Here is an 18942-nt window from a genome sequence, read left to right as displayed (position 1 = left end):
CAAAACCTTGAATGGTTGCTTCCATCGCCGACACTGCTAGCATCCGTGTCTTCCAGCCACTCTGCACTGCCAAGGATCGCGATGCCGTCAGCCCCATTGGACACCCGCTACCAGATCGAGACCCCGGAGGGCATCGACCTGCCACTGCGCCCGGCCGGCCTGGTGCCACGCGTGCTGGCCTTCGCCTTTGACTTGGGTTTGCGCGGAGTCATCATGGGTATTCTGTTGGTACCGCTGGCCTTGCTGGGCAACGTCGGTATCGGCCTGGGCTCGCTGCTGCTGTTCCTGATCAGTTGGTGGTACATGGTGCTGTTCGAGGTGCTTAACCAGGGATGCTCGCCCGGCAAACAGGTCATGGGGTTACGTGTCGTACAAGATGACGGCACCCCGATTAGCTGGTCCGCGTCACTGATCCGTAACCTGCTGCGATTTGTCGACATGCTGCCATTCGGCTATTTCCTCGGCGCTATCAGTTGCCTGCAGCATGTCCACTTCAAGCGCCTGGGCGACCTGGCCGCCGGCACACTGGTGATTTACCGAGAGCAGCCGTTGGAGCGCCCCCAGATACCTCAAGCTGCAGCCTTGCGCCTGCCCTTTGCCCTGGACTTGAGCGAACAACGGGCCATCCTTGCCTTCGCGGAACGCCAGACTGAACTGTCCACCGAGCGCGTTCACGAGCTGGCTTCGATTCTCGCCACCCCTTTGCAGGTATCCCCGGCTCGCGCTGTAGAGCAACTCAACGGCGTGGCCCGTGGCCTGTTGGGGCCAACATGAAGCAGAGCCTTTTCGAAAGCCGCCACCAGCCCCAATGGCAAGCCTTTGCCGAACACCTGAAACAGTTGGAGCAAGGTAAGGCCAAGCCCGACGACGTGGCTGACTTCCCCCATCAGTACCGACGCCTGTGCCAGCACCTGGCCCTGGCCCAGGAGCGTGGCTACAGCAGCTATCTGGTAGACCCACTGCAGCAACTGGCCCTGCGCGGCCATCAACAACTTTACCGCCATCGCAGCCAATTGGCGGCCAATGTACTGGGGTTCGTACTCGCCGATTTTCCTCGGTTAGTGCGGGAACAGTGGCGTTTCGTGCTGATAGCAAGCCTGCTGTTCTTTGGCAGCCTGATCGGTATCGCGCTGCTGGTGTACCTGTTTCCGGACCTGATCTACAGCATCGTCAGCCCCCAGCAAGTGGCCGAGATGCAGGGCATGTATGACCCCGACGCCAGCCGCCTGGGCCGCGCCGCCAAGCGAGCATCGAGCGAAGACTGGATGATGTTCGGCTACTACGTGATGCACAACATCGGTATCGCGTTCCAGACATTTGCCGCCGGCTTATTGTTCGGCCTGGGCAGCGTGTTCTTTCTGATTTTCAACGGTCTGGTCATCGGTGCAGTCTCCGGGCACCTGACCGAAATCGGCTATGGCCAGACCTTCTGGTCATTCGTCATCGGCCATGGCGCATTCGAACTGACCGCGATCGCCCTCGCCGGTGCCGCCGGTTTGCAGTTGGGCTGGGCGCTGATCGCTCCGCGACAGTTGACCCGTGGTGAATCCTTACGGCTGGCGGCGCGCAAGAGCGTGCAAATGTTGTGCGGCGTCATGATCTTCCTACTGATCGCTGCCTTCATCGAGGCCTACTGGTCATCCACCACTGCGATAACCCCTTGGGTCAAATACCTGGTGGGCGCTGTCCTGTGGCTGCTGGTGATCGTTTACCTGAGCGTTGCCGGAAGGACCCACCATGCGCCTGAGTGATGCCAGCGTGGTAATCCGCCCCCGTACTGCCTGGGAGGCCATGGACCTTGGCGTACTAATGGCACGGGAACACCGCCTGCTATTGATGAGCAGTTGGGCGTTGGTCACCCTGCCAGTGTTTGCCTTACTCACTGCCCTGCTGTGGCAGTACCCGTCTACGGCGATATTCCTGTTCTGGTGGCTCAAGCCCGCCTTTGACCGCTTGCCGCTGTACATCCTGTCCAAGGCCTTGTTTGGCGAAACGCCCAGCGTCAAGCAGGCGGTGCGCCAGTGGCCAAGCCTGCTCAAAGGCCAGCTGCTGGCCAGCCTGACCTGGCGACGGCTCAGCCTGAGCCGAAGCTTTTTAATGCCTGTGAGCCAACTCGAAGGCCTGGATGGCCCAGCACGCCAAAAACGCCTGGGCGTACTGCAGCAACGCAACGCCGGCGCCGCACGTTGGCTGACCACCGTCGGGGTGCACCTGGAAATCGGCCTGTGGTTTGGTTGCATGGCGCTGTTCTATTTCTTTATTCCCCAAAACATCGAGACGGATTGGGACTGGCAACGCCTGGCACTGGCGACAAGCGCGGAAGGGCTTTGGTTGGAACACCTGGGCAACGCCTTCTATGCCTTGATCCTGGTGTTTTGGGAGCCGATCTACGTCGCCTGCGGTTTCAGCCTCTACCTTAACCGCCGCACCGCACTGGAAGCCTGGGACTTGGAGTTGGTCTTCCGACGTCTTCGCCAACGCCTGAGCAGTGTGGTGCCGTTGCTATTACTGATGATCGGGTTAACGTTGCTGCCATTCAGTCAGCCCGTCATGGCCGATCCTTCCAGTCCACCCAAGCCGCTGAGCACCCAGAGTGCGAGCCAGTCCGTAAAGGTGATACTGGACAAGCCGCCCTTCAAAAACCCGGAAACCGTCACCCGCTATCGCTTCGGCGAAGAACAACCCGCCACTAAAAACAAGGCTCACAGTGATGGCAGACTTCCGGCCTGGCTGAAGGCGCTGCTGGACAACCTCAACAGCAATACCTTCAAACACATCGCCCAAGGTTTGGAAGTCCTGTTGTGGGGGCTTCTGATCGGTAGCCTGATCATGCTCGCGTGGCGGTATCGCGAATGGTTGCGCACCTTCGTCACTCGGCGGGGGCCTCGCAAACCGAAAACCGTCGCCCCCCTACCTGCGCAACTGTTCGGCCTTGAACTGGGCGTCGAGACCCTGCCCGACGATGTCGCCAGCGCTGCGGAACAGCTGTGGGCCACCCAACCCAGGGAAGCCCTCGGCCTGCTGTATCGGGGCCTTCTCAGCCGACTGCTGCATGACTTCAGCCTGCCGCTGAAAAGCGCTGACACCGAAGGTCAGGTCCTGGCACGTGTAAACCAATTGCAGCAGCCGCAATTGCTGGCTTTCAGCGATGAGCTGACTCGGCACTGGCAAAACCTCGCCTATGGCCATCGCCTTCCCCCCCTCACCGCCCAGCAAAAACTGTGCAGTGACTGGCGCACCCTGTTCAACTCAGGGAGCCAGCCATGAACCGGCCATTACTGTGGGTTGGGTTATTGCTGGCGTGCCTGCTTGGAGCGGGTGGTTACTACGCCTGGAGCAAGGCGATTCCCTACGATGAAGTCGTGGACCGTGGCCCTTCCCCGGAAGCCTTGGCCAACCCCTACCTGGCGGCCGAACACTTTCTGCGCCAACAAGGCCTGACAGTTGAACAGGCCAATAGCCTGGAACGGCTGACGGCCCTGCCGGCCAAGGGCAACAGCCTATTGCTGCTCAGCGAACGCAGTAACATGTCGCCCCGCCAGGTGGAGCAACTGCTGGGATGGGCAAAATCCGGCGGCCACCTGCTATTGGTGGCCGAGGCACTCTGGGATGAAGAGACCGGCAAAAGCGGCGACCTGCTGCTCGATCGTCTGCCTATCCACCAGACCTTGAGTGACGAGCCTGACGAGCTCGCCCCCACCCGTGAAAAGCCGCCTAAAAAGAAAGCCCCGGACCTGACCAAGCTCTATGTCGACAATGAAACCTCACCGGTGTATTTCAGTTTCGACACGGACTTCAACCTCACCGACCCCAAGCATCTGGCGCAATTTTCCGCCAATAGCGCAAAGTCGACTCACCTGATGCAACTCCACCTCGGGGAAGGCAGCGTCACGGTCATCACCGACAGCGACCTGTGGAAAACCCCGAACATAGGCAAGCACGATAATGCCTGGCTGCTGTGGTACCTGAACCAGGGCACCGCCGTGACCTTGCTGTTCAACAGTGACTTCGACGACCTGTTCACCTTATTGCTACGGTATTTCCCCCAAGCCCTGGTGGCACTCATTGCCCTGGTTGCCCTGGCACTTTGGCGGGCCGGTATGCGTCATGGCCCGGTCCAACCACCCGCCTCCAACGCCCGTCGCCAATTGCAGGAACACCTGAAAGCCAGCGCCGACTTCCTGTTGCGCCGTAGCGGCCATGGCACGCTGCTGCATGCCCTACAGCGCGATATCTTGCGCACCGCACGGCGCCGTCACCCAGGTTTTGAACACCTCGACAACGCAGAACAGTGGCGGGTGCTTGAACACCTGACGCGTCAACCTTCTCACGTGATCGGCCAGGCCCTTGGCCCACTCCCGGCAAAACGGCTCTCCAGCGCCGATTTCAGCCGGCAGGTGGCATGCCTGCAAACCCTCAGGAATGCCCTATGAGCGAATTTCCAAGCGCCACCGCCTTGCCCCGCGAAACCTTGCAACGCGCCAGCGGACAAGCCCAGGCCCTACGCACTGAGTTACGCAAGGCGGTGATTGGCCAGGACGCGGTGATCGACGATGTCTTGACCGCACTGATCGCCGGCGGCCATGTGCTGCTGGAAGGTGTGCCAGGGCTGGGCAAAACCTTGTTGGTACGAGCCCTGGCGCGTTGCTTTGATGGCGATTTCGCGCGTATCCAGTTCACCCCGGACCTGATGCCCAGCGATGTCACCGGCCACGCCGTGTACGACCTTCACACCGAACAGTTCAAGCTACGCAAGGGACCGGTGTTCACCCACTTGTTGCTGGCCGACGAAATCAACCGCGCGCCGGCGAAGACCCAGGCAGCCTTGCTCGAGGCCATGCAGGAGCGGCAGGTCACCCTCGAAGGCGAGCCGCTGCCCATCGGCCAACCGTTCATGGTGCTGGCGACCCAGAACCCCATCGAACAGGAAGGCACCTACCCCCTGCCGGAAGCGGAACTGGATCGTTTCATGCTCAAGGTGCGCATGGATTACCCCGACGCGCAGCAGGAATTGGACATGGTGCGCGAAGTCACGCGCTCGTCGCGGGCCGACATGCTGGACGTACACCCATTGCGCACGGTGTTGCAGGCCGAGGACGTGCTGCAGTTGCAGCAGATTGCCAGTGACCTGGCCCTGGACGAACACGTGCTCGATTATGCCGTACGCCTGGCACGGGCCACCCGTAGCTGGCCGGGGCTGGCGATCGGCGCCGGGCCTCGTGCCTCGATCGACCTGGTACGCGGCGCCCGCGCCCGTGCGTTGTTGCGCGGCGGTGAATTCGTCACCCCGGACGATATCAAGGGATGTGCACTGGCAGTACTGCGCCATCGGGTGCGTATCGCGCCCGAGCTGGATATAGAGGGGCTGGAGGTCGACCAGGTGCTCAAGCAACTGCTCGATCAGATCCCGGCTCCCCGGCAATGACTCGCCCATGAAACCGACCCGTCTGCTGTTGAACTGGCTCGGCGTATTGCTGGGCCTGGGCATCCTGCTGGGCACTGCAGCAGCATTGCAGTTCAAAGTGCCCGACACCTTGCACTCCGTGACGTGGGGATTGCTCCTGGCGCTGTTGCTGCTGGCCATGCTGGATGCGATGCGCCTGCGTCGTCGCCCATCTCCCCGCGTACACCGACAGATGCCCACAAGCCTGGCACTTGGACGGTGGGGCGAGGTACGCCTGGCCTTGGAGCATGACTTCCCACAGCCGCTGACAGTGCAGGTATTCGATCATGTCCCCGACGGGTTGACCGTGGAAAACATGCCCCAGTCCATAACCCTGCGCCCCGGTGAACGCAGTGAGCTGGGTTATCGTCTGCGCCCACTGCGGCGGGGACACTTCAGTTTCAGCCGCTGTGAAATTCTGCTGCCCAGCCCAATGGGGCTGTGGTCAGCGCGGCGCTTTATCGAGGTGAGCGATGCCACCCGCGTCTACCCGGATTTCGCCCGACTCTACGGCGCACAGCTGCTGGGCGTGGACAACTGGCTGAGCCAACTGGGTGTGCGTCAACGTCAACGCCGAGGGTTGGGGCTGGACTTTCATCAGTTGCGCGAGTTTCGCGACGGCGACAGCCTGCGGCAAATCGACTGGAAGGCCACCGCGCGGCAGCGCACCCCCATCGCCCGTGAATACCAGGATGAACGCGACCAACAGATCGTGTTCATGCTTGATTGTGGCCGACGCATGCGCAGCCAGGATGACGAGCTGTCGCATTTTGACCATGCCCTCAATGCCTGCCTGTTGCTCAGCTACGTCGCCTTGCGTGAGGGTGATGCGGTGGGACTGTGCACCTTTGCCAGTGACCAGCCGCGCTACCTCGCGCCAGTGAAGGGCAGTAGCCAGTTGAACCTGTTGCTCAACGCGGTATACGACCTGGACACCACTCGACGGACTGCCGATTATCAGGCTGCGGCCAGCCAACTGCTGGCTCGGCAAAAGCGCCGTGCATTGGTGGTCGTGGTGACTAACCTGCGGGATGAGGACGATGAGGCGCTGCTGACGGCCGTCAAGCGCATCAGCCGACAGCATAGGGTGATGGTGGCCAGTTTACGCGAGGAAGTGCTCGATCAATTGCGCCAGGCTCCCGTGCAAACCTTGTCCGAAGCCTTGGCCTACAGCGGCACCATCGACTACCTCAATACCCGCGATGAGCTGCACGACCGCCTCGGCGCCCAAGGGTTATCCGTATTGGACACCTTGCCGTCTGAACTGGGACCGGCCCTGGTGACACGTTACCTGGGCTGGAAGAAAGCCGGGGCTTTCTGACAAAAGCCCCCTTTAAACAGCGCACGGCCACAACAGGGGCTGCACTACCCCGGAACGGGTCGACCAGGCGCTGTGATTCAGGCCGACGCCTGTAAGGGATCAAAACTGAAGTAGTGCAATAAGACGCTGATCAACTGCCCATATTCCTCGGAGGCCTTGAGCACGCTGAATCCGGAATCATAATGCTGCGGGTTGATATCTTCGTGGCTCCACAAACAGGTTGCCGTGAGATCAATCGGATGGAAGGTGCCGTCAGCACCGGGAATTTTCAGGCGCAGCTCGAAATCCACGTCGACCATCATGGGCAATTGGCTGATTAACATCAGTCCGTCTTCCGAGACATTGCCTAGAAAACCGATGGGCTTATCGGTGAGGCGGTTAAACACTTGCAGAAAATAAGGTAGCTGATGCCGCTCGATCCGTCGGTCGGTAAACATGGTGAGATCGCCATCCAATGGCCATTACTGCGGCCGTGCCAGTGATTCGGAACAGGCCAAAACGCCCGCTCTCCCTGGATCTCGGTGTGATAACAGGCAATATTTTGCCGCTAAACAGCGGCCGAGTCCGGGCCCCACATCCGTTTGCGCTTGAAACTTGTACAAACGAACATCTAAAGGATAGCCCAAGACTGGCAACGGGCCAGTTATGAAATGACGAATATCATCATAACGAAGCTGGACGCGGCCGAGCGACGCTTGCGCCAGGGTAATGCCCCAGTTGTTGCAGGGTGTCGAGCCGCGCACGCGCACGATAGGCGTACTCACTCGAGGGGTACTGATTGATGATGAATTGGTAGGTCTGCACCGCATCGACGAACAGCTTTTGCCGCTCCAGGCATTGCCCGCGCAACATCGAAACCTCTGGCTGCACATAACGTCGGGTGCGACTTTCGCGGTCGACCTGGGACAACTCCAGGGTGACACGCTCACAATCACCGACCTTGTAGGCGCGGTAGGCGTTGTTCAAATGGTGGTCCATCGACCAACGGGTGCAGCCGACAACACTGACGGCCAGGGCAGCAATGAGCAAAATTCGCATGAGGGTTCTCCTGTCTTGTGCAGTGTATCGACCCCTCGTCGAAAATCTTCAAGGATGTTCGTATTCCACCGCAGCGAAAACAAGTCAATCATCGATAAGTAGTGCAAACGAACAATGACTACAACGAAAGAGCATAGTAGCCTTCCTCAGCGCTTGAACTCAGGAGTCTGTGCATGTCCGTCCGTCGTACCAAAATCGTCGCCACCCTTGGCCCGGCCAGCAACTCGCCGGAAGTCCTCGAACAGCTGATTCTGGCTGGTTTGGACGTTGCCCGTCTGAACTTCTCCCACGGCACCCCGGACGAGCACAAGGCTCGCGCCAAGCTGGTGCGTGAACTGGCTGCCAAGCACGGCCGCTTCGTGGCCCTGCTGGGTGACCTGCAAGGCCCGAAGATCCGTATCGCCAAATTCGCCAACAAGCGGATCGAGCTGAAAATCGGTGACACCTTCACCTTTTCCACCAGCCACCCGCTGACCGAGGGCAACCAGCACGTCGTGGGTATCGACTACCCGGACCTGGTCAAGGACTGCGGCGTCGGTGACGAGTTGCTGCTGGACGATGGCCGCGTGGTCATGCGCGTCGACACCGCCACCGGCACCGAGCTGATCTGCACCGTGACCATCGGCGGCCCACTGTCCGACCACAAAGGCATCAACCGTCGTGGCGGCGGCCTGACGGCGCCGGCATTGACGGAAAAAGACAAGGCTGACATCAAGCTCGCCGCCGAAATGGAAGTGGACTACCTCGCCGTGTCCTTCCCGCGCGACGCCGCCGACATGGAATACGCCCGTAAACTGCGCGACGAAGCCGGCGGCACCGCCTGGCTGGTCGCGAAGATCGAACGCGCCGAAGCCGTGGCCGACGACGAAACCCTCGACGGCCTGATCAAGGCTTCCGACGCGGTGATGGTTGCCCGTGGCGACCTCGGCGTGGAAATCGGTGATGCCGAGCTGATCGGTATCCAGAAGAAGATCATCCTGCACGCACGCCGCCACAACAAAGCGGTGATCGTGGCGACCCAGATGATGGAGTCGATGATCCAGAACCCGATGCCGACCCGCGCCGAAGTGTCCGACGTGGCCAACGCCGTGCTCGACTACACCGACGCCGTGATGCTCTCGGCTGAAAGTGCCGCCGGCCCGTATCCGCTGGAAGCCGTGCAAGCCATGGCGCGTATCTGCATCGGCGCTGAAAAGCACCCGACCAGCAAGACCTCCAGCCACCGTATCGGCAAAGAGTTCGAAAGCTGCGACCAGAGTATCGCCCTGGCGGCCATGTACACCGCCAACCACTTCCCAGGTGTGAAGGCGATCATTGCGTTGACCGAAAGTGGCTACACGCCATTGATCATGTCGCGCATCCGTTCGTCGGTGCCGATCTACGCGTTCTCCCCGCACCGCGAAACCCAGGCCCGCGCGGCCATGTTCCGTGGCGTGTACACCGTCCCGTTCGACCCGGCCTCGTTGCCGCCGCACGAAGTCAGCCAGGCTGCCATTGATGAGCTGATCAAGCGTGGCGTTGTAGAGAAAGGCGACTGGGTCATCCTGACCAAGGGCGACAGCTACCACACCATCGGCGGTACCAACGGCATGAAGATTCTGCACGTTGGCGACCCAATGGTCTGAGTGACACGCTGAAAAACAAAAGCCCCGCCCTGTGAATGGCGGGGCTTTTTGCATTTCAGATCAGAGTGACCTGCTGGCTCTCAGGGCCTCATCGCGGGCAAGCCCGGCTCCCACATTGGAACGCGGTCAACTGTGGGAGCCGGGCTTGCCCGCGATGAGGCCAGACCAATCGACTTACCTTCAGCGACTGCTGATAAACCCCGACAACGCCGCAATCGCCTCAGGCGACCTCAACCGCTGGGTAAACAATGCCCCCTCCTCCTCGATCACCTGCCGCAACTGTTCGCGGTCCACGCTTTTCATCAACTGCTTGGTCACCTGCACCGCCCCCGGCGCCAGGGTTTCAAAACGCTCGGCCACTTCCCGCGCCTTGGCCAGCGCCGCCTCACCACTGCCCAACGCCTCGGTGGCAATGCCCCAGGCAGCCGCCTGTTCACCGGTGAACCCCTCACCCAGCAATAGCAACTCAGCCGCCTTGGCATGCCCCAACAAGCGCGGCAGGATCAAACTCGAGCCAAATTCGGGACACAGTCCCAAATTGACGAACGGCATGCGCAACCGCGCATCGTGGCTGACATACACCAGGTCGCAATGCAGCAACAGGGTCGTGCCGATGCCCACCGCCGCACCCGCCACCGCAGCAATCACTGGTTTTCGACAGTTGAGCAGGCTCTTCATGAAGTGGAACGGCGGGGCATCAAGATCGCTGGGCGGATGGTCGAGAAAATCGCTAATGTCGTTGCCTGCAGTGAAGCACTCACTGCTGCCCTGGATCAGTACGCAGCGAATCTCCCCGTCCGCATCGGCCTGCTCCAACGCCTCGGCCAGTTGTGTGTACATGGCGCGGGTCAGGGCGTTCTTTTTGTCGGGGCGATTGAGCTGCAGGGTCAGCAGCCCACGTTCGCGCCGCTGTTGGATGGCGTCAGTCATGGTCAATCTCGCGACTGTAGAGTTCAGCGCTCAACCACGGGGCAGGAACACATCGGCCAGCAGTTGATTGCGCGGCAGTCCCGCCAGGAACAAACGCTTGGAAAACGCTTCCACGCTGGCAGGGTGCCCGCAGAGTAAGGCCAGAGTTTGCCGCGAAACAAGCCGCAGTTGCGCCAATGCCTGGGCCGACTCGGCCGCCGTCCATAGCTCCACCGACAGGTTGGGGTACTGCGCGGCCAGCGCCGCCAAGGGTTCGGCCAGATAATGGCCATCGGCATCATGGGCCAGGTGAATCACACGGATGGCCCCCTGATGATCCTGGCGCAGCGCTTCACGCAACACGCCCCACAACGGCCCCAACCCGGTACCGGATGCCAGCAGCCACAACGGCCGGGATTGCCAGTCAGGATCATATTGCAGTGCGCCACCGCGCAATTCGCCCAAACGCAATCGGTCACCCACCGACAGCGCCCGCGCCGCATCGCTGAATTCGCCCGGTTGACGGCAATCGATATGAAACTCCAGAAAGGCATCCTCCTGGGGCAAGCTCGCCAGGGAATACGGGCGCGCCACCGACCCCGCCCACAGCACCAGGTGCTGCCCGGCCCGGTAGCGCAGACTGCGCGCCGGTTGCAGGCGCAGGCGCAATACCGTCGAGTTCAACCACTCGATCCCCACCACCTCGGCCGGCAAACCGTCACGCAGCGGGTCAAACGTTTCGACACGCAGATCCCCACGGACCTGGCACTGGCACGCCAAGCGCCAACCATCCTGGCGTTGCGCCGCGCTCAAGGCCTCGGGCTGCTTATCTTCGACCTCGCCCTGGCACCGCACCAGGCATGCATGGCAACTGCCGGCGCGGCAACTGTAAGGCACGGCCACACCCGCCTGGTTCAAGGCATCCAGCAGATTACTGCCGGCCGTTACCGACCAATGGCGTTCGCCGACGTACAGTTCAGGCATATAAGGACTCAATCACAAAGGGCGCGCACAGGGAATCATGCCTGCGACAGTTTGACCATAGTCGGGTGTATCGGCCACCGCGCCGGGTTATACTGCCGCGCCTTTTTAGCGTCGCGCCTGCACCACTTTGGCGTGCCTTGGAAAGGTGAGCTCAGCCGACCGATGCAACACTGGGCTCACCTTTATTGAATGTTCCCTTATAGAGGAGCGCGACTCATGACCGTGATCAAGCAAGACGACCTGATTCAGAGCGTTGCCGACGCCCTGCAATTCATTTCCTACTACCACCCCGTTGATTTCATCCAGGCCATGCACGAAGCCTACCTGCGCGAAGAATCGCCAGCGGCGCGTGATTCCATCGCCCAGATCCTGATCAACTCGCGCATGTGCGCCACCGGCCATCGCCCGATCTGCCAGGACACCGGTATCGTTACCGTGTTCGTGCGCGTGGGCATGGACGTGCGTTGGGATGGCGCCACCATGGGCCTGGACGACATGATCAACGAAGGCGTGCGTCGCGCCTACAACCTGCCGGAAAACGTCCTGCGTGCCTCCATCCTCGCCGACCCGGCAGGCGCGCGTAAAAACACCAAGGACAACACCCCAGCGGTCATCCACTACTCCATCGTCCCGGGTAATACCGTGGAAGTGGACGTGGCGGCCAAGGGCGGCGGTTCCGAAAACAAGTCGAAAATGGCCATGCTCAACCCGTCCGACTCGATCGTTGACTGGGTGCTCAAGACCGTTCCGACCATGGGCGCCGGCTGGTGCCCTCCGGGCATGCTCGGCATCGGCATCGGCGGCACCGCCGAGAAAGCCGCGGTGATGGCCAAGGAAGTGTTGATGGAGTCCATCGACATCCACGAGCTGAAAAAGCGCGGCCCGCAGAACCGTATCGAAGAGATGCGCCTGGAGCTGTTCGAGAAGGTCAACCAACTGGGCATCGGCGCCCAGGGCCTGGGTGGCCTGACCACCGTGCTCGACGTGAAGATCATGGACTACCCGACCCACGCCGCCTCGCTGCCGGTGTGCATGATCCCCAACTGCGCCGCCACCCGTCACGCGCACTTTGTGCTCGACGGCTCGGGCCCGGCGTCGCTGGAAGCGCCACCGCTGGACGCCTACCCGGAAATCGTCTGGGAAGCCGGCCCTTCGGCCCGCCGCGTCAACCTCGACACCCTCACCCCGGAAGAAGTGCAGAGCTGGAAGCCGGGCGAAACCGTGTTGCTCAACGGCAAGATGCTCACCGGTCGCGACGCCGCGCACAAGCGCATGGTCGAGATGCTGAACAAGGGCGAAAGCCTGCCGGTGGACCTCAAGGGCCGCTTCATCTACTACGTCGGCCCGGTTGATCCGGTGCGCGAAGAAGTGGTTGGCCCCGCGGGCCCGACCACCGCGACGCGGATGGACAAGTTCACCCGTCAGATCCTCGAGCAGACCGGCCTGTTGGGCATGATCGGCAAATCCGAGCGCGGTCCGACCGCCATCGAAGCGATCAAGGACCACAAAGCCGTGTACCTGATGGCCGTCGGTGGTGCCGCTTACCTGGTGGCGCAAGCCATCAAGAAGTCGCGCGTTGTCGCCTTCGCCGAACTGGGCATGGAAGCGATCTACGAGTTCGATGTGAAAGACATGCCGGTCACCGTGGCGGTGGACAGCAAGGGCGAATCCGTCCACATCACCGGTCCTGCCATCTGGCAGAAAAAGATCAGTGACAGCCTGGCGGTAGAAGTGCAGTAAGCATTTCCCCTGCAAGGATAGGCGACTGCGGCCTTGGCCCTAGTCGCCTTTTTATTGCCTGCTGGTTTCTCTGTAGTGAGCGGGCTTGCCCCGCGCTGGGTGGCGAAGCCGCCCCATCATTTTGCCAAACAGAACGCGGTGTCAGGTTTTAAGGCGGCTTCGCCACCCAGCGCGGGGCAAGCCCGCTCACTACACAACCCCGCTCGCCACAACGATAACGTCGTGCATGCTATGGTGCACTCCCCTTTCTGCGCCTGCCCATCACCGTATGATCGTGATCCCTCGCCCCCTGCGCCTGACGTTCTACTCGCTGCTGATCATCGCCGGTGCCGTGCTGGCTGCCGCCTTGGCCACGCGCCATGCCGAACGCCAGGCCCTGGTGGACGATGCCGCCCGCGCCAATCAGCAGCTTGCGTTGTATGCCAACTCGCTGCACACCCTGATCGAACGCTACCGCGCCCTGCCCGCCGTGCTGGCGCTGGACTCGGAGATGATCAACGCCTTGAAGAGCCCGCTGGATCCCTCCACCCAGGACCTGCTCAACCGCAAGCTCGAACGCATCAACGGGGCTGCGCAGTCTTCCACGCTGGAGTTGATGGACCGCACCGGCCTGGCCGTGGCCGCCAGCAACTGGAACCTGCCCAGCAGTTACGTGGGGCATAACTACGCGTTCCGACCATACTTCAGCCAGACATTGAGCCAGGGCACCGGGCGCTTTTATGCGGTGGGCGTAACCACCGGGATCCCCGGTTACTTCCTCTCCAGCGCGGTGCTGGATGAACACGAGCAGTTCCTCGGCGCCATGGTGGTCAAGCTGGAGTTCCCCGAGCTTGAGCGCGAGTGGGCCCAAGGCAATGACTTACTGCTGGTCAGTGATGCGCGTGGCATCGTGTTTATCGCCAATCAACCCGGCTGGCGTTATCGCAACCTGCGGCCGCTGTCGGCCAGCGACCTTGCCGAACTCAAGGCCACCCGCCAATACGACAAAAAACAACTGCTGCCGCTGGATGCCCAGTCACTGCAGCGCTTTGGCGAAAACAGCCATTTGATGCGCGTTAACGGCCCGGAGGGCAGCGCCAACTACATCTGGGAGTCCTTGCCGCTGAAAGCCGAAGGCTGGACCCTGCACCTGCTGCGCAAGCCCCAGTTCGCCTTCGAGGATCAACGCAACGCCGGGCTGGCCGCCGCCGGTTCCTGGCTGGCGCTGGTGTTCCTGGTGCTGTTCCTGACCCAACGCTGGCGCCTGGCCCGTTTGCGCCAGCGCAGTCGCGAGGAGCTTGAACAACTGGTGGAAGAACGCACCCAGGCGCTGCGTACCGCCCAAGATGGCCTGGTGCAATCGGCCAAGTTGGCAGCGCTGGGGCAGATGTCCGCCGCCCTCGCCCACGAAATCAATCAGCCACTGACGGCCCAGCGCATGCAGTTGGCAACGTTGCGCCTACTGCTCGATCACGGCCGCGTCGACGACGCCTACAAGGCGCTCACCCCGCTGGACGACATGCTCACGCGCATGGCCGCGCTCACCGGTCACCTCAAGACCTTCGCGCGCAAAAGCCCGAGTGGCCTGCGTGAACGCCTGGACTTGGCCACGGTGGTGGACCAGTCCCTGCATCTTCTGGATGCACGCCTGCGCGATGAAGCCATCGGCGTAGTGCTGGACCTGACCCGCCCCGCCTGGGTCCGCGGCGATGCGATTCGCCTGGAGCAGGTGCTGATCAACCTGCTGCGCAACGCCTTGGACGCCATGGCCGATAAGCCGCGCAAACGCCTGGAAATCCGCCTGCAGGCCGATCAACAGCTGTGGCAGCTGACCGTCAGCGACTCCGGCGGCGGGATTGCCGACGACCACCTGAACAGTGTGTTCGACCCGTTCTTCACCACCAAGCCCGTCGGTGACGGGCTCGGCTTGGGGTTGGCGGTGTCCTACGCTATCGTGCACGAACTGGGCGGACGCCTGAGCGCCGGCAACCGGGGCGACGGCGCGGTATTCACCCTGACCTTGCCTATCGCGCTGGAGACGCCCGAACCATGCTGAACGCGGTGATTGTGGTCGATGACGAAGCCAGTATTCGCACAGCCGTCGAGCAATGGTTGAGCCTGTCGGGGTTTGAGGTGCAATTGTTCAGCCGCGCCGACGAATGCCTGGCGCGACTGCCCAAGGACTTCCCTGGGGTGATCCTGAGCGACGTGCGCATGCCCGGCCTCAGCGGCCTGGAACTGTTGGCCGAGGTGCAGCGCCGCGACGCGGATTTGCCGGTCATCCTGCTCACCGGCCACGGCGATGTGCCGATGGCCGTTGAGGCCATGCGCGACGGTGCCTACGACTTCCTGGAAAAACCCTTCAGCCCCGATGCCTTGCTCAACAGCCTGCGCCGTGCCTTGGACAAGCGTGGCTTGATTCTCGAAAACCGACGCCTGCATCAACAGGCCGATCATCGGGCGCAGTTGGAATCGACGCTGCTGGGCGTGTCCCGGGGTTTGCAAACCTTGCGCCGCCAAGTGCTGGACCTGGCGAGCCTGCCGGTCAACGTGCTGATCCGTGGAGAGACCGGCAGCGGCAAGGAGCTGGTCGCCCGCTGCCTGCATGATTTTGGCCCGCGCGCGAAAAAGCCGTTTGTGGCACTCAATTGCGCCGCGATTCCCGAGCAATTGTTCGAGGCCGAACTGTTCGGTCACGAAAGCGGCGCGTTCACCGGCGCACAGAGCAAGCGCATCGGCAAGCTGGAGTACGCCCACGGTGGCACGCTGTTCCTCGATGAAATCGAAAGCATGCCGCTGGCCCAGCAGGTGAAACTGCTGCGCGTGCTGCAGGAGCAGAAGCTGGAGCGGCTGGGCTCCAACCACAGTATTCACGTGGACCTGCGCATCATCGCCGCCACCAAGCCGGACCTGCTGGAAGAGGCCCGCGCCGGGCGCTTTCGCGAAGACTTGGCCTACCGCTTGAACGTCGCGCAATTGCGCCTGCCGCCTTTGCGTGAGCGCCGCGAGGATATCCCGTTGCTGTTCGACCACTTCACCCACAGTGCCGCCGATCGCCTGGGCCGCACCGTCGAACCGCTGAGTGGCGCGCAACTGGGACGCCTGCTCAGTCACGACTGGCCGGGCAATGTGCGTGAGCTGGCTAACGTCGCCGAGCGCCAGGTGCTGGGGCTTGGCGACCCGGAACCGGAAGGCGTCGAGGCCGGGCAATCCCTGGCGGCGCAGCAGGAGGCGTTCGAAGCTCATTGCTTGAAGGCCGCGTTGACCCGGCATAAAGGCGATATCAAGGCGGTGCTGGCGGAGTTGCAACTGCCGCGGCGCACCTTCAATGAAAAGATGCAGCGGCATGGGTTGGTGCGGGAGATGTTTCTCTAGGCCAATCGTTGTGTTGACTGGCAGGCCGCTATCGGGGGCAAGCCCCCTCCCACACTTGAGCGTGTTCACAAATCAAAATGTGGGAGGGGGCTTGCCCCCGATGAGGACAGCAGCCATAAGCGGATTTCCGCTCACCCCCTTAAAATCATCAGCAACTTTCCGCTCAATAAAATCTTGTAACCCTTCTATTCCGGGCCTTCACCCACCTGGCACAGCTCCTGCTATAGCCCCAGCCAGGCAGTGCTCAAGCACGCTCCATAAAAACAACTAGATGAAGGATCCTTCAATGGATAACTCCAACTCCCTGCCTCTGGGGTCGGCGGCTGCGCCGGCGAAAGAGCGCACCACGTCCAGCCGGATCAAATCGATCTTCAGCGGATCGGTCGGCAACATGGTCGAGTGGTACGACTGGTACGTCTACGCCGCTTTCTCGCTGTACTTCGCCAAAGCCTTCTTCCCGAAAGGCGACACCACCGCCCAACTGCTCAACACCGCCGCGATCTTCGCCGTGGGCTTCCTGATGCGCCCGATCGGTGGCTGGCTGATGGGCCTGTATGCCGACAAAGTCGGACGTAAAAAGGCCTTGATGGCCTCGGTCTACCTGATGTGCTTCGGCTCGCTGCTGATTGCCCTGAGCCCTGGCTATGAAATCATCGGTATCGGTGCGCCGATCCTGCTGGTATTTGCCCGTTTGCTGCAGGGCCTGTCGGTCGGCGGCGAATACGGCACCTCCGCCACTTACCTCAGCGAGATGGCGACCAAGGAACGTCGCGGTTTCTACTCCAGCTTCCAGTACGTGACCCTGATCTCCGGCCAGCTCATCGCCCTGGCAGTACTGATCGTGCTGCAACAAGTGCTGACCACCGAGCAACTGTATGCCTGGGGCTGGCGTATCCCGTTCGCCATTGGCGCCCTGTGTGCGGTGGTCGCGCTGTACCTGCGTCGCGGCATGGAAGAAACCGAGTCGTTCACCAAAAAGGAAAAAGCCAAGGAAAGCGCCATGCGCACCTTGATGCGCCACCCCAAGGAACTGCTGACCGTGGTCGGCCTGACCATGGGCGGTACGCTGGCGTTCTACACCTACACCACCTACATGCAGAAATACCTGGTGAACACCGTCGGCATGAGCATTTCCGACTCCACCACCATCTCGGCGGCGACGCTGTTCCTGTTCATGTGCCTGCAACCGATCGTCGGTGGGCTGTCGGACAAGGTAGGCCGTCGGCCGATCCTGATCGCCTTCGGTATCCTCGGCACGCTGTTCACCGTGCCGATCCTCACCACCCTGCACACCATCCAGTCCTGGTGGGGCGCGTTCTTCCTGATCATGGCTGCGCTGATCATCGTCAGCGGCTACACCTCGATCAACGCCGTGGTGAAAGCCGAACTGTTCCCGACCGAAATCCGCGCCCTGGGCGTGGGCCTGCCATATGCGCTGACGGTGTCGATCTTCGGCGGTACCGCTGAATACATCGCGCTGTGGTTCAAGAGCATCGGCATGGAGACCGGCTACTACTGGTATGTGACCGCATGCATCGCGGTGTCGCTGGTGGTCTACGTGACCATGAAGGACACGCGCAAGCATTCACGTATCACCACTGACTAACGCTTCGCCAGTCCTGCAAAAAGGGCTGTGTCAGCAGATGACACAGCCCTTTTTTGTGAGATCAGGACAGTTCCGCAACCTCACGCTGCCCATACCGCCGCTGCGCATACGATGCAGCCACAATCATCACCAGCAACACACCCGCCAACACCGCCGACGACCCCACCGTGCCAAAGTCCAATCCGCCCTTTTCATGGGGCTTGGTGAGAAAGTCCCCCAGTGTTGCGCCGAATGGCCGCGTCAACACAAACGCCACCCAGAACAACAGCACCGACGAGATCCGGGTGAAGTACTTGAGCGCCACCACCGCGGCGATGGTCGAGCCGATCAACAAGGCGCCACCGCCAAAACCAAGCCCCGAATCGTCCGCGAGGAAATCGCCCAAGGCCGTGCCCAAGGTGTTGGAGAACAGGATCGCCATCCAGTAGAACAACTCACCTCGGAAGGTCTGCACCTTGTTCACGTTCAGCGAGTCACCACTGAGGTGCCACACGGCAAAGATGATCATCAGGATCACAATCAGGATCATCGACCCCGTGGCGTAGCCCAGGCCGAGGGTGCGGTCCATGAAGTCCGACATCGTAGTGCCGGCGGTGCTGGTGGACAGGATCACGATCCAGTAGAGCACGGGGTTGTAGGTTTTGGACCAGAGTTGCGTCACCAAGGTGACCAGGAACACGCTGATCAGGATCATTGAGCTGATGGCATAACCGACATTCAGCGTCATCGACAGCAAATCCCCGGCGGTTTCGCCTAGGGTGGTTGCGCAGATTTTCATGACCCAGAACGCGAGGGTGATCTGAGGAAGTTTGTTCATGCGGTAGAAGGCTCCAAGGTTCAGTCTTATGGGGGTGTCGACCTTGGGCGCAGACTGAACGGGGAACTGTGAAAAATAGGTGGGCGAGGAATGAAAATTCCATAT

Annotated in this window: 16 protein-coding genes; 11 read left to right on the top strand and 5 right to left on the bottom strand. The window is 61.4% G+C overall.

The genetic code is table 11. From position 1 onward, the window contains the following. Positions 1-81: 81 nt before the first annotated feature. The 6 genes from AO064_RS21570 to AO064_RS21545 are packed head-to-tail and all read left to right on the top strand — an operon-like array spanning position 82 to position 6764. Complete coding sequence (locus AO064_RS21570) at positions 82-774, top strand: RDD family protein (RefSeq protein ID WP_043205827.1); 693 nt, start codon at positions 82-84, stop codon at positions 772-774. Then, positions 771-1751, top strand: coding sequence for a stage II sporulation protein M (locus AO064_RS21565; RefSeq protein WP_064054607.1), 981 nt, complete (start codon positions 771-773; stop codon positions 1749-1751). Before AO064_RS21570 ends, AO064_RS21565 begins: the two co-directional genes overlap by 4 nt. Then, positions 1738-3267, top strand: coding sequence for a DUF4129 domain-containing protein (locus tag AO064_RS21560; protein ID WP_064054606.1), 1530 nt, complete (start codon positions 1738-1740; stop codon positions 3265-3267). The genes AO064_RS21565 and AO064_RS21560 overlap by 14 nt, the downstream gene beginning before the upstream one ends. Next, on the top strand, positions 3264-4433 hold the full coding sequence (locus AO064_RS21555; protein ID WP_064054605.1) for a DUF4350 domain-containing protein: 1170 nt from the start codon (positions 3264-3266) through the stop codon (positions 4431-4433). Before AO064_RS21560 ends, AO064_RS21555 begins: the two co-directional genes overlap by 4 nt. Further along, a complete protein-coding gene (locus AO064_RS21550; RefSeq protein WP_064054604.1) occupies positions 4430-5425 on the top strand; it encodes an AAA family ATPase in 996 nt (331 codons plus the stop codon). Before AO064_RS21555 ends, AO064_RS21550 begins: the two co-directional genes overlap by 4 nt. Positions 5426-5432: 7 nt before the next feature. Then, positions 5433-6764, top strand: coding sequence for a DUF58 domain-containing protein (locus AO064_RS21545; protein ID WP_064054603.1), 1332 nt, complete (start codon positions 5433-5435; stop codon positions 6762-6764). Between the two features lie 77 nt (positions 6765-6841). On the opposite strand, the gene AO064_RS21540 is transcribed toward AO064_RS21545, so the two are convergent. Next, on the bottom strand, positions 6842-7201 hold the full coding sequence (locus tag AO064_RS21540) for a PilZ domain-containing protein (protein WP_015885640.1): 360 nt from the start codon (positions 7199-7201) through the stop codon (positions 6842-6844). A 226-nt stretch (positions 7202-7427) separates the two neighbouring features. Next, complete coding sequence (locus tag AO064_RS21535; RefSeq protein WP_015885641.1) at positions 7428-7802, bottom strand: tol-pal system YbgF family protein; 375 nt, start codon at positions 7800-7802, stop codon at positions 7428-7430. A gap of 173 nt (positions 7803-7975) precedes the next feature. On the opposite strand from AO064_RS21535, the gene pyk reads away from it, so the two are divergent. Then, the gene (gene pyk / locus AO064_RS21530; protein ID WP_015885642.1) at positions 7976-9427 is read left to right on the top strand and encodes a pyruvate kinase; all 1452 of its coding nucleotides are present in this window, start codon (positions 7976-7978) and stop codon (positions 9425-9427) included. A gap of 180 nt (positions 9428-9607) precedes the next feature. On the opposite strand, the gene AO064_RS21525 is transcribed toward pyk, so the two are convergent. Both AO064_RS21525 and AO064_RS21520 read right to left on the bottom strand, forming a co-directional pair. Continuing rightward, positions 9608-10357 (bottom strand): enoyl-CoA hydratase-related protein, encoded by a 750-nt coding sequence (locus AO064_RS21525; protein ID WP_064054602.1) that lies wholly within the window; start codon positions 10355-10357, stop codon positions 9608-9610. 30 nt (positions 10358-10387) lie between these two features. Beyond that, the gene (locus AO064_RS21520; RefSeq protein WP_064054601.1) at positions 10388-11320 is read right to left on the bottom strand and encodes an iron-sulfur-binding ferredoxin reductase; all 933 of its coding nucleotides are present in this window, start codon (positions 11318-11320) and stop codon (positions 10388-10390) included. A 216-nt stretch (positions 11321-11536) separates the two neighbouring features. On the opposite strand from AO064_RS21520, the gene AO064_RS21515 reads away from it, so the two are divergent. From AO064_RS21515 to AO064_RS21500, 4 genes are all read left to right on the top strand, one after another. Beyond that, a complete protein-coding gene (locus AO064_RS21515) occupies positions 11537-13060 on the top strand; it encodes a fumarate hydratase (protein ID WP_046035276.1) in 1524 nt (507 codons plus the stop codon). Positions 13061-13328: 268 nt separating this feature from the next. Further along, on the top strand, positions 13329-15095 hold the full coding sequence (locus AO064_RS21510; RefSeq protein ID WP_064054600.1) for a sensor histidine kinase: 1767 nt from the start codon (positions 13329-13331) through the stop codon (positions 15093-15095). Continuing rightward, positions 15089-16414, top strand: coding sequence for a sigma-54-dependent transcriptional regulator (locus AO064_RS21505; RefSeq protein WP_064054599.1), 1326 nt, complete (start codon positions 15089-15091; stop codon positions 16412-16414). Before AO064_RS21510 ends, AO064_RS21505 begins: the two co-directional genes overlap by 7 nt. A 286-nt stretch (positions 16415-16700) precedes the next feature. Next, positions 16701-18020 (top strand): MFS transporter, encoded by a 1320-nt coding sequence (locus tag AO064_RS21500; protein WP_015885648.1) that lies wholly within the window; start codon positions 16701-16703, stop codon positions 18018-18020. Between the two features lie 61 nt (positions 18021-18081). Here the strand turns inward: AO064_RS21500 and AO064_RS21495 are convergent, their stop codons facing one another. Next, the gene (locus AO064_RS21495; RefSeq protein WP_015885649.1) at positions 18082-18837 is read right to left on the bottom strand and encodes a COG4705 family protein; all 756 of its coding nucleotides are present in this window, start codon (positions 18835-18837) and stop codon (positions 18082-18084) included. Positions 18838-18942: the final 105 nt, after the last annotated feature.

The sequence above is a fragment of the Pseudomonas marginalis genome (genome assembly GCF_001645105.1).
Lineage (GTDB): Bacteria > Pseudomonadota > Gammaproteobacteria > Pseudomonadales > Pseudomonadaceae > Aquipseudomonas > Aquipseudomonas petroselini.
This window is presented reverse-complemented; position numbering and strand designations above follow the sequence as displayed.

Excerpts from the sequence above, each read along its gene's own strand:
- AO064_RS21570 (WP_043205827.1), top strand. The coding sequence starts at position 82 with ATGCCGTCAGCCCCATTGGACACCCGCTACCAGATCGAGACCCCGGAG.
- AO064_RS21565 (WP_064054607.1), top strand. The coding sequence starts at position 771 with ATGAAGCAGAGCCTTTTCGAAAGCCGCCACCAGCCCCAATGGCAAGCC.
- AO064_RS21560 (WP_064054606.1), top strand. The coding sequence starts at position 1,738 with ATGCGCCTGAGTGATGCCAGCGTGGTAATCCGCCCCCGTACTGCCTGG.
- AO064_RS21555 (WP_064054605.1), top strand. The coding sequence starts at position 3,264 with ATGAACCGGCCATTACTGTGGGTTGGGTTATTGCTGGCGTGCCTGCTT.
- AO064_RS21550 (WP_064054604.1), top strand. The coding sequence starts at position 4,430 with ATGAGCGAATTTCCAAGCGCCACCGCCTTGCCCCGCGAAACCTTGCAA.
- AO064_RS21545 (WP_064054603.1), top strand. The coding sequence starts at position 5,433 with ATGAAACCGACCCGTCTGCTGTTGAACTGGCTCGGCGTATTGCTGGGC.
- AO064_RS21540 (WP_015885640.1), bottom strand. The coding sequence starts at position 7,201 with ATGTTTACCGACCGACGGATCGAGCGGCATCAGCTACCTTATTTTCTG.
- AO064_RS21535 (WP_015885641.1), bottom strand. The coding sequence starts at position 7,802 with ATGCGAATTTTGCTCATTGCTGCCCTGGCCGTCAGTGTTGTCGGCTGC.
- pyk (WP_015885642.1), top strand. The coding sequence starts at position 7,976 with ATGTCCGTCCGTCGTACCAAAATCGTCGCCACCCTTGGCCCGGCCAGC.
- AO064_RS21525 (WP_064054602.1), bottom strand. The coding sequence starts at position 10,357 with ATGACTGACGCCATCCAACAGCGGCGCGAACGTGGGCTGCTGACCCTG.
- AO064_RS21520 (WP_064054601.1), bottom strand. The coding sequence starts at position 11,320 with ATGCCTGAACTGTACGTCGGCGAACGCCATTGGTCGGTAACGGCCGGC.
- AO064_RS21515 (WP_046035276.1), top strand. The coding sequence starts at position 11,537 with ATGACCGTGATCAAGCAAGACGACCTGATTCAGAGCGTTGCCGACGCC.
- AO064_RS21510 (WP_064054600.1), top strand. The coding sequence starts at position 13,329 with ATGATCGTGATCCCTCGCCCCCTGCGCCTGACGTTCTACTCGCTGCTG.
- AO064_RS21505 (WP_064054599.1), top strand. The coding sequence starts at position 15,089 with ATGCTGAACGCGGTGATTGTGGTCGATGACGAAGCCAGTATTCGCACA.
- AO064_RS21500 (WP_015885648.1), top strand. The coding sequence starts at position 16,701 with ATGGATAACTCCAACTCCCTGCCTCTGGGGTCGGCGGCTGCGCCGGCG.
- AO064_RS21495 (WP_015885649.1), bottom strand. The coding sequence starts at position 18,837 with ATGAACAAACTTCCTCAGATCACCCTCGCGTTCTGGGTCATGAAAATC.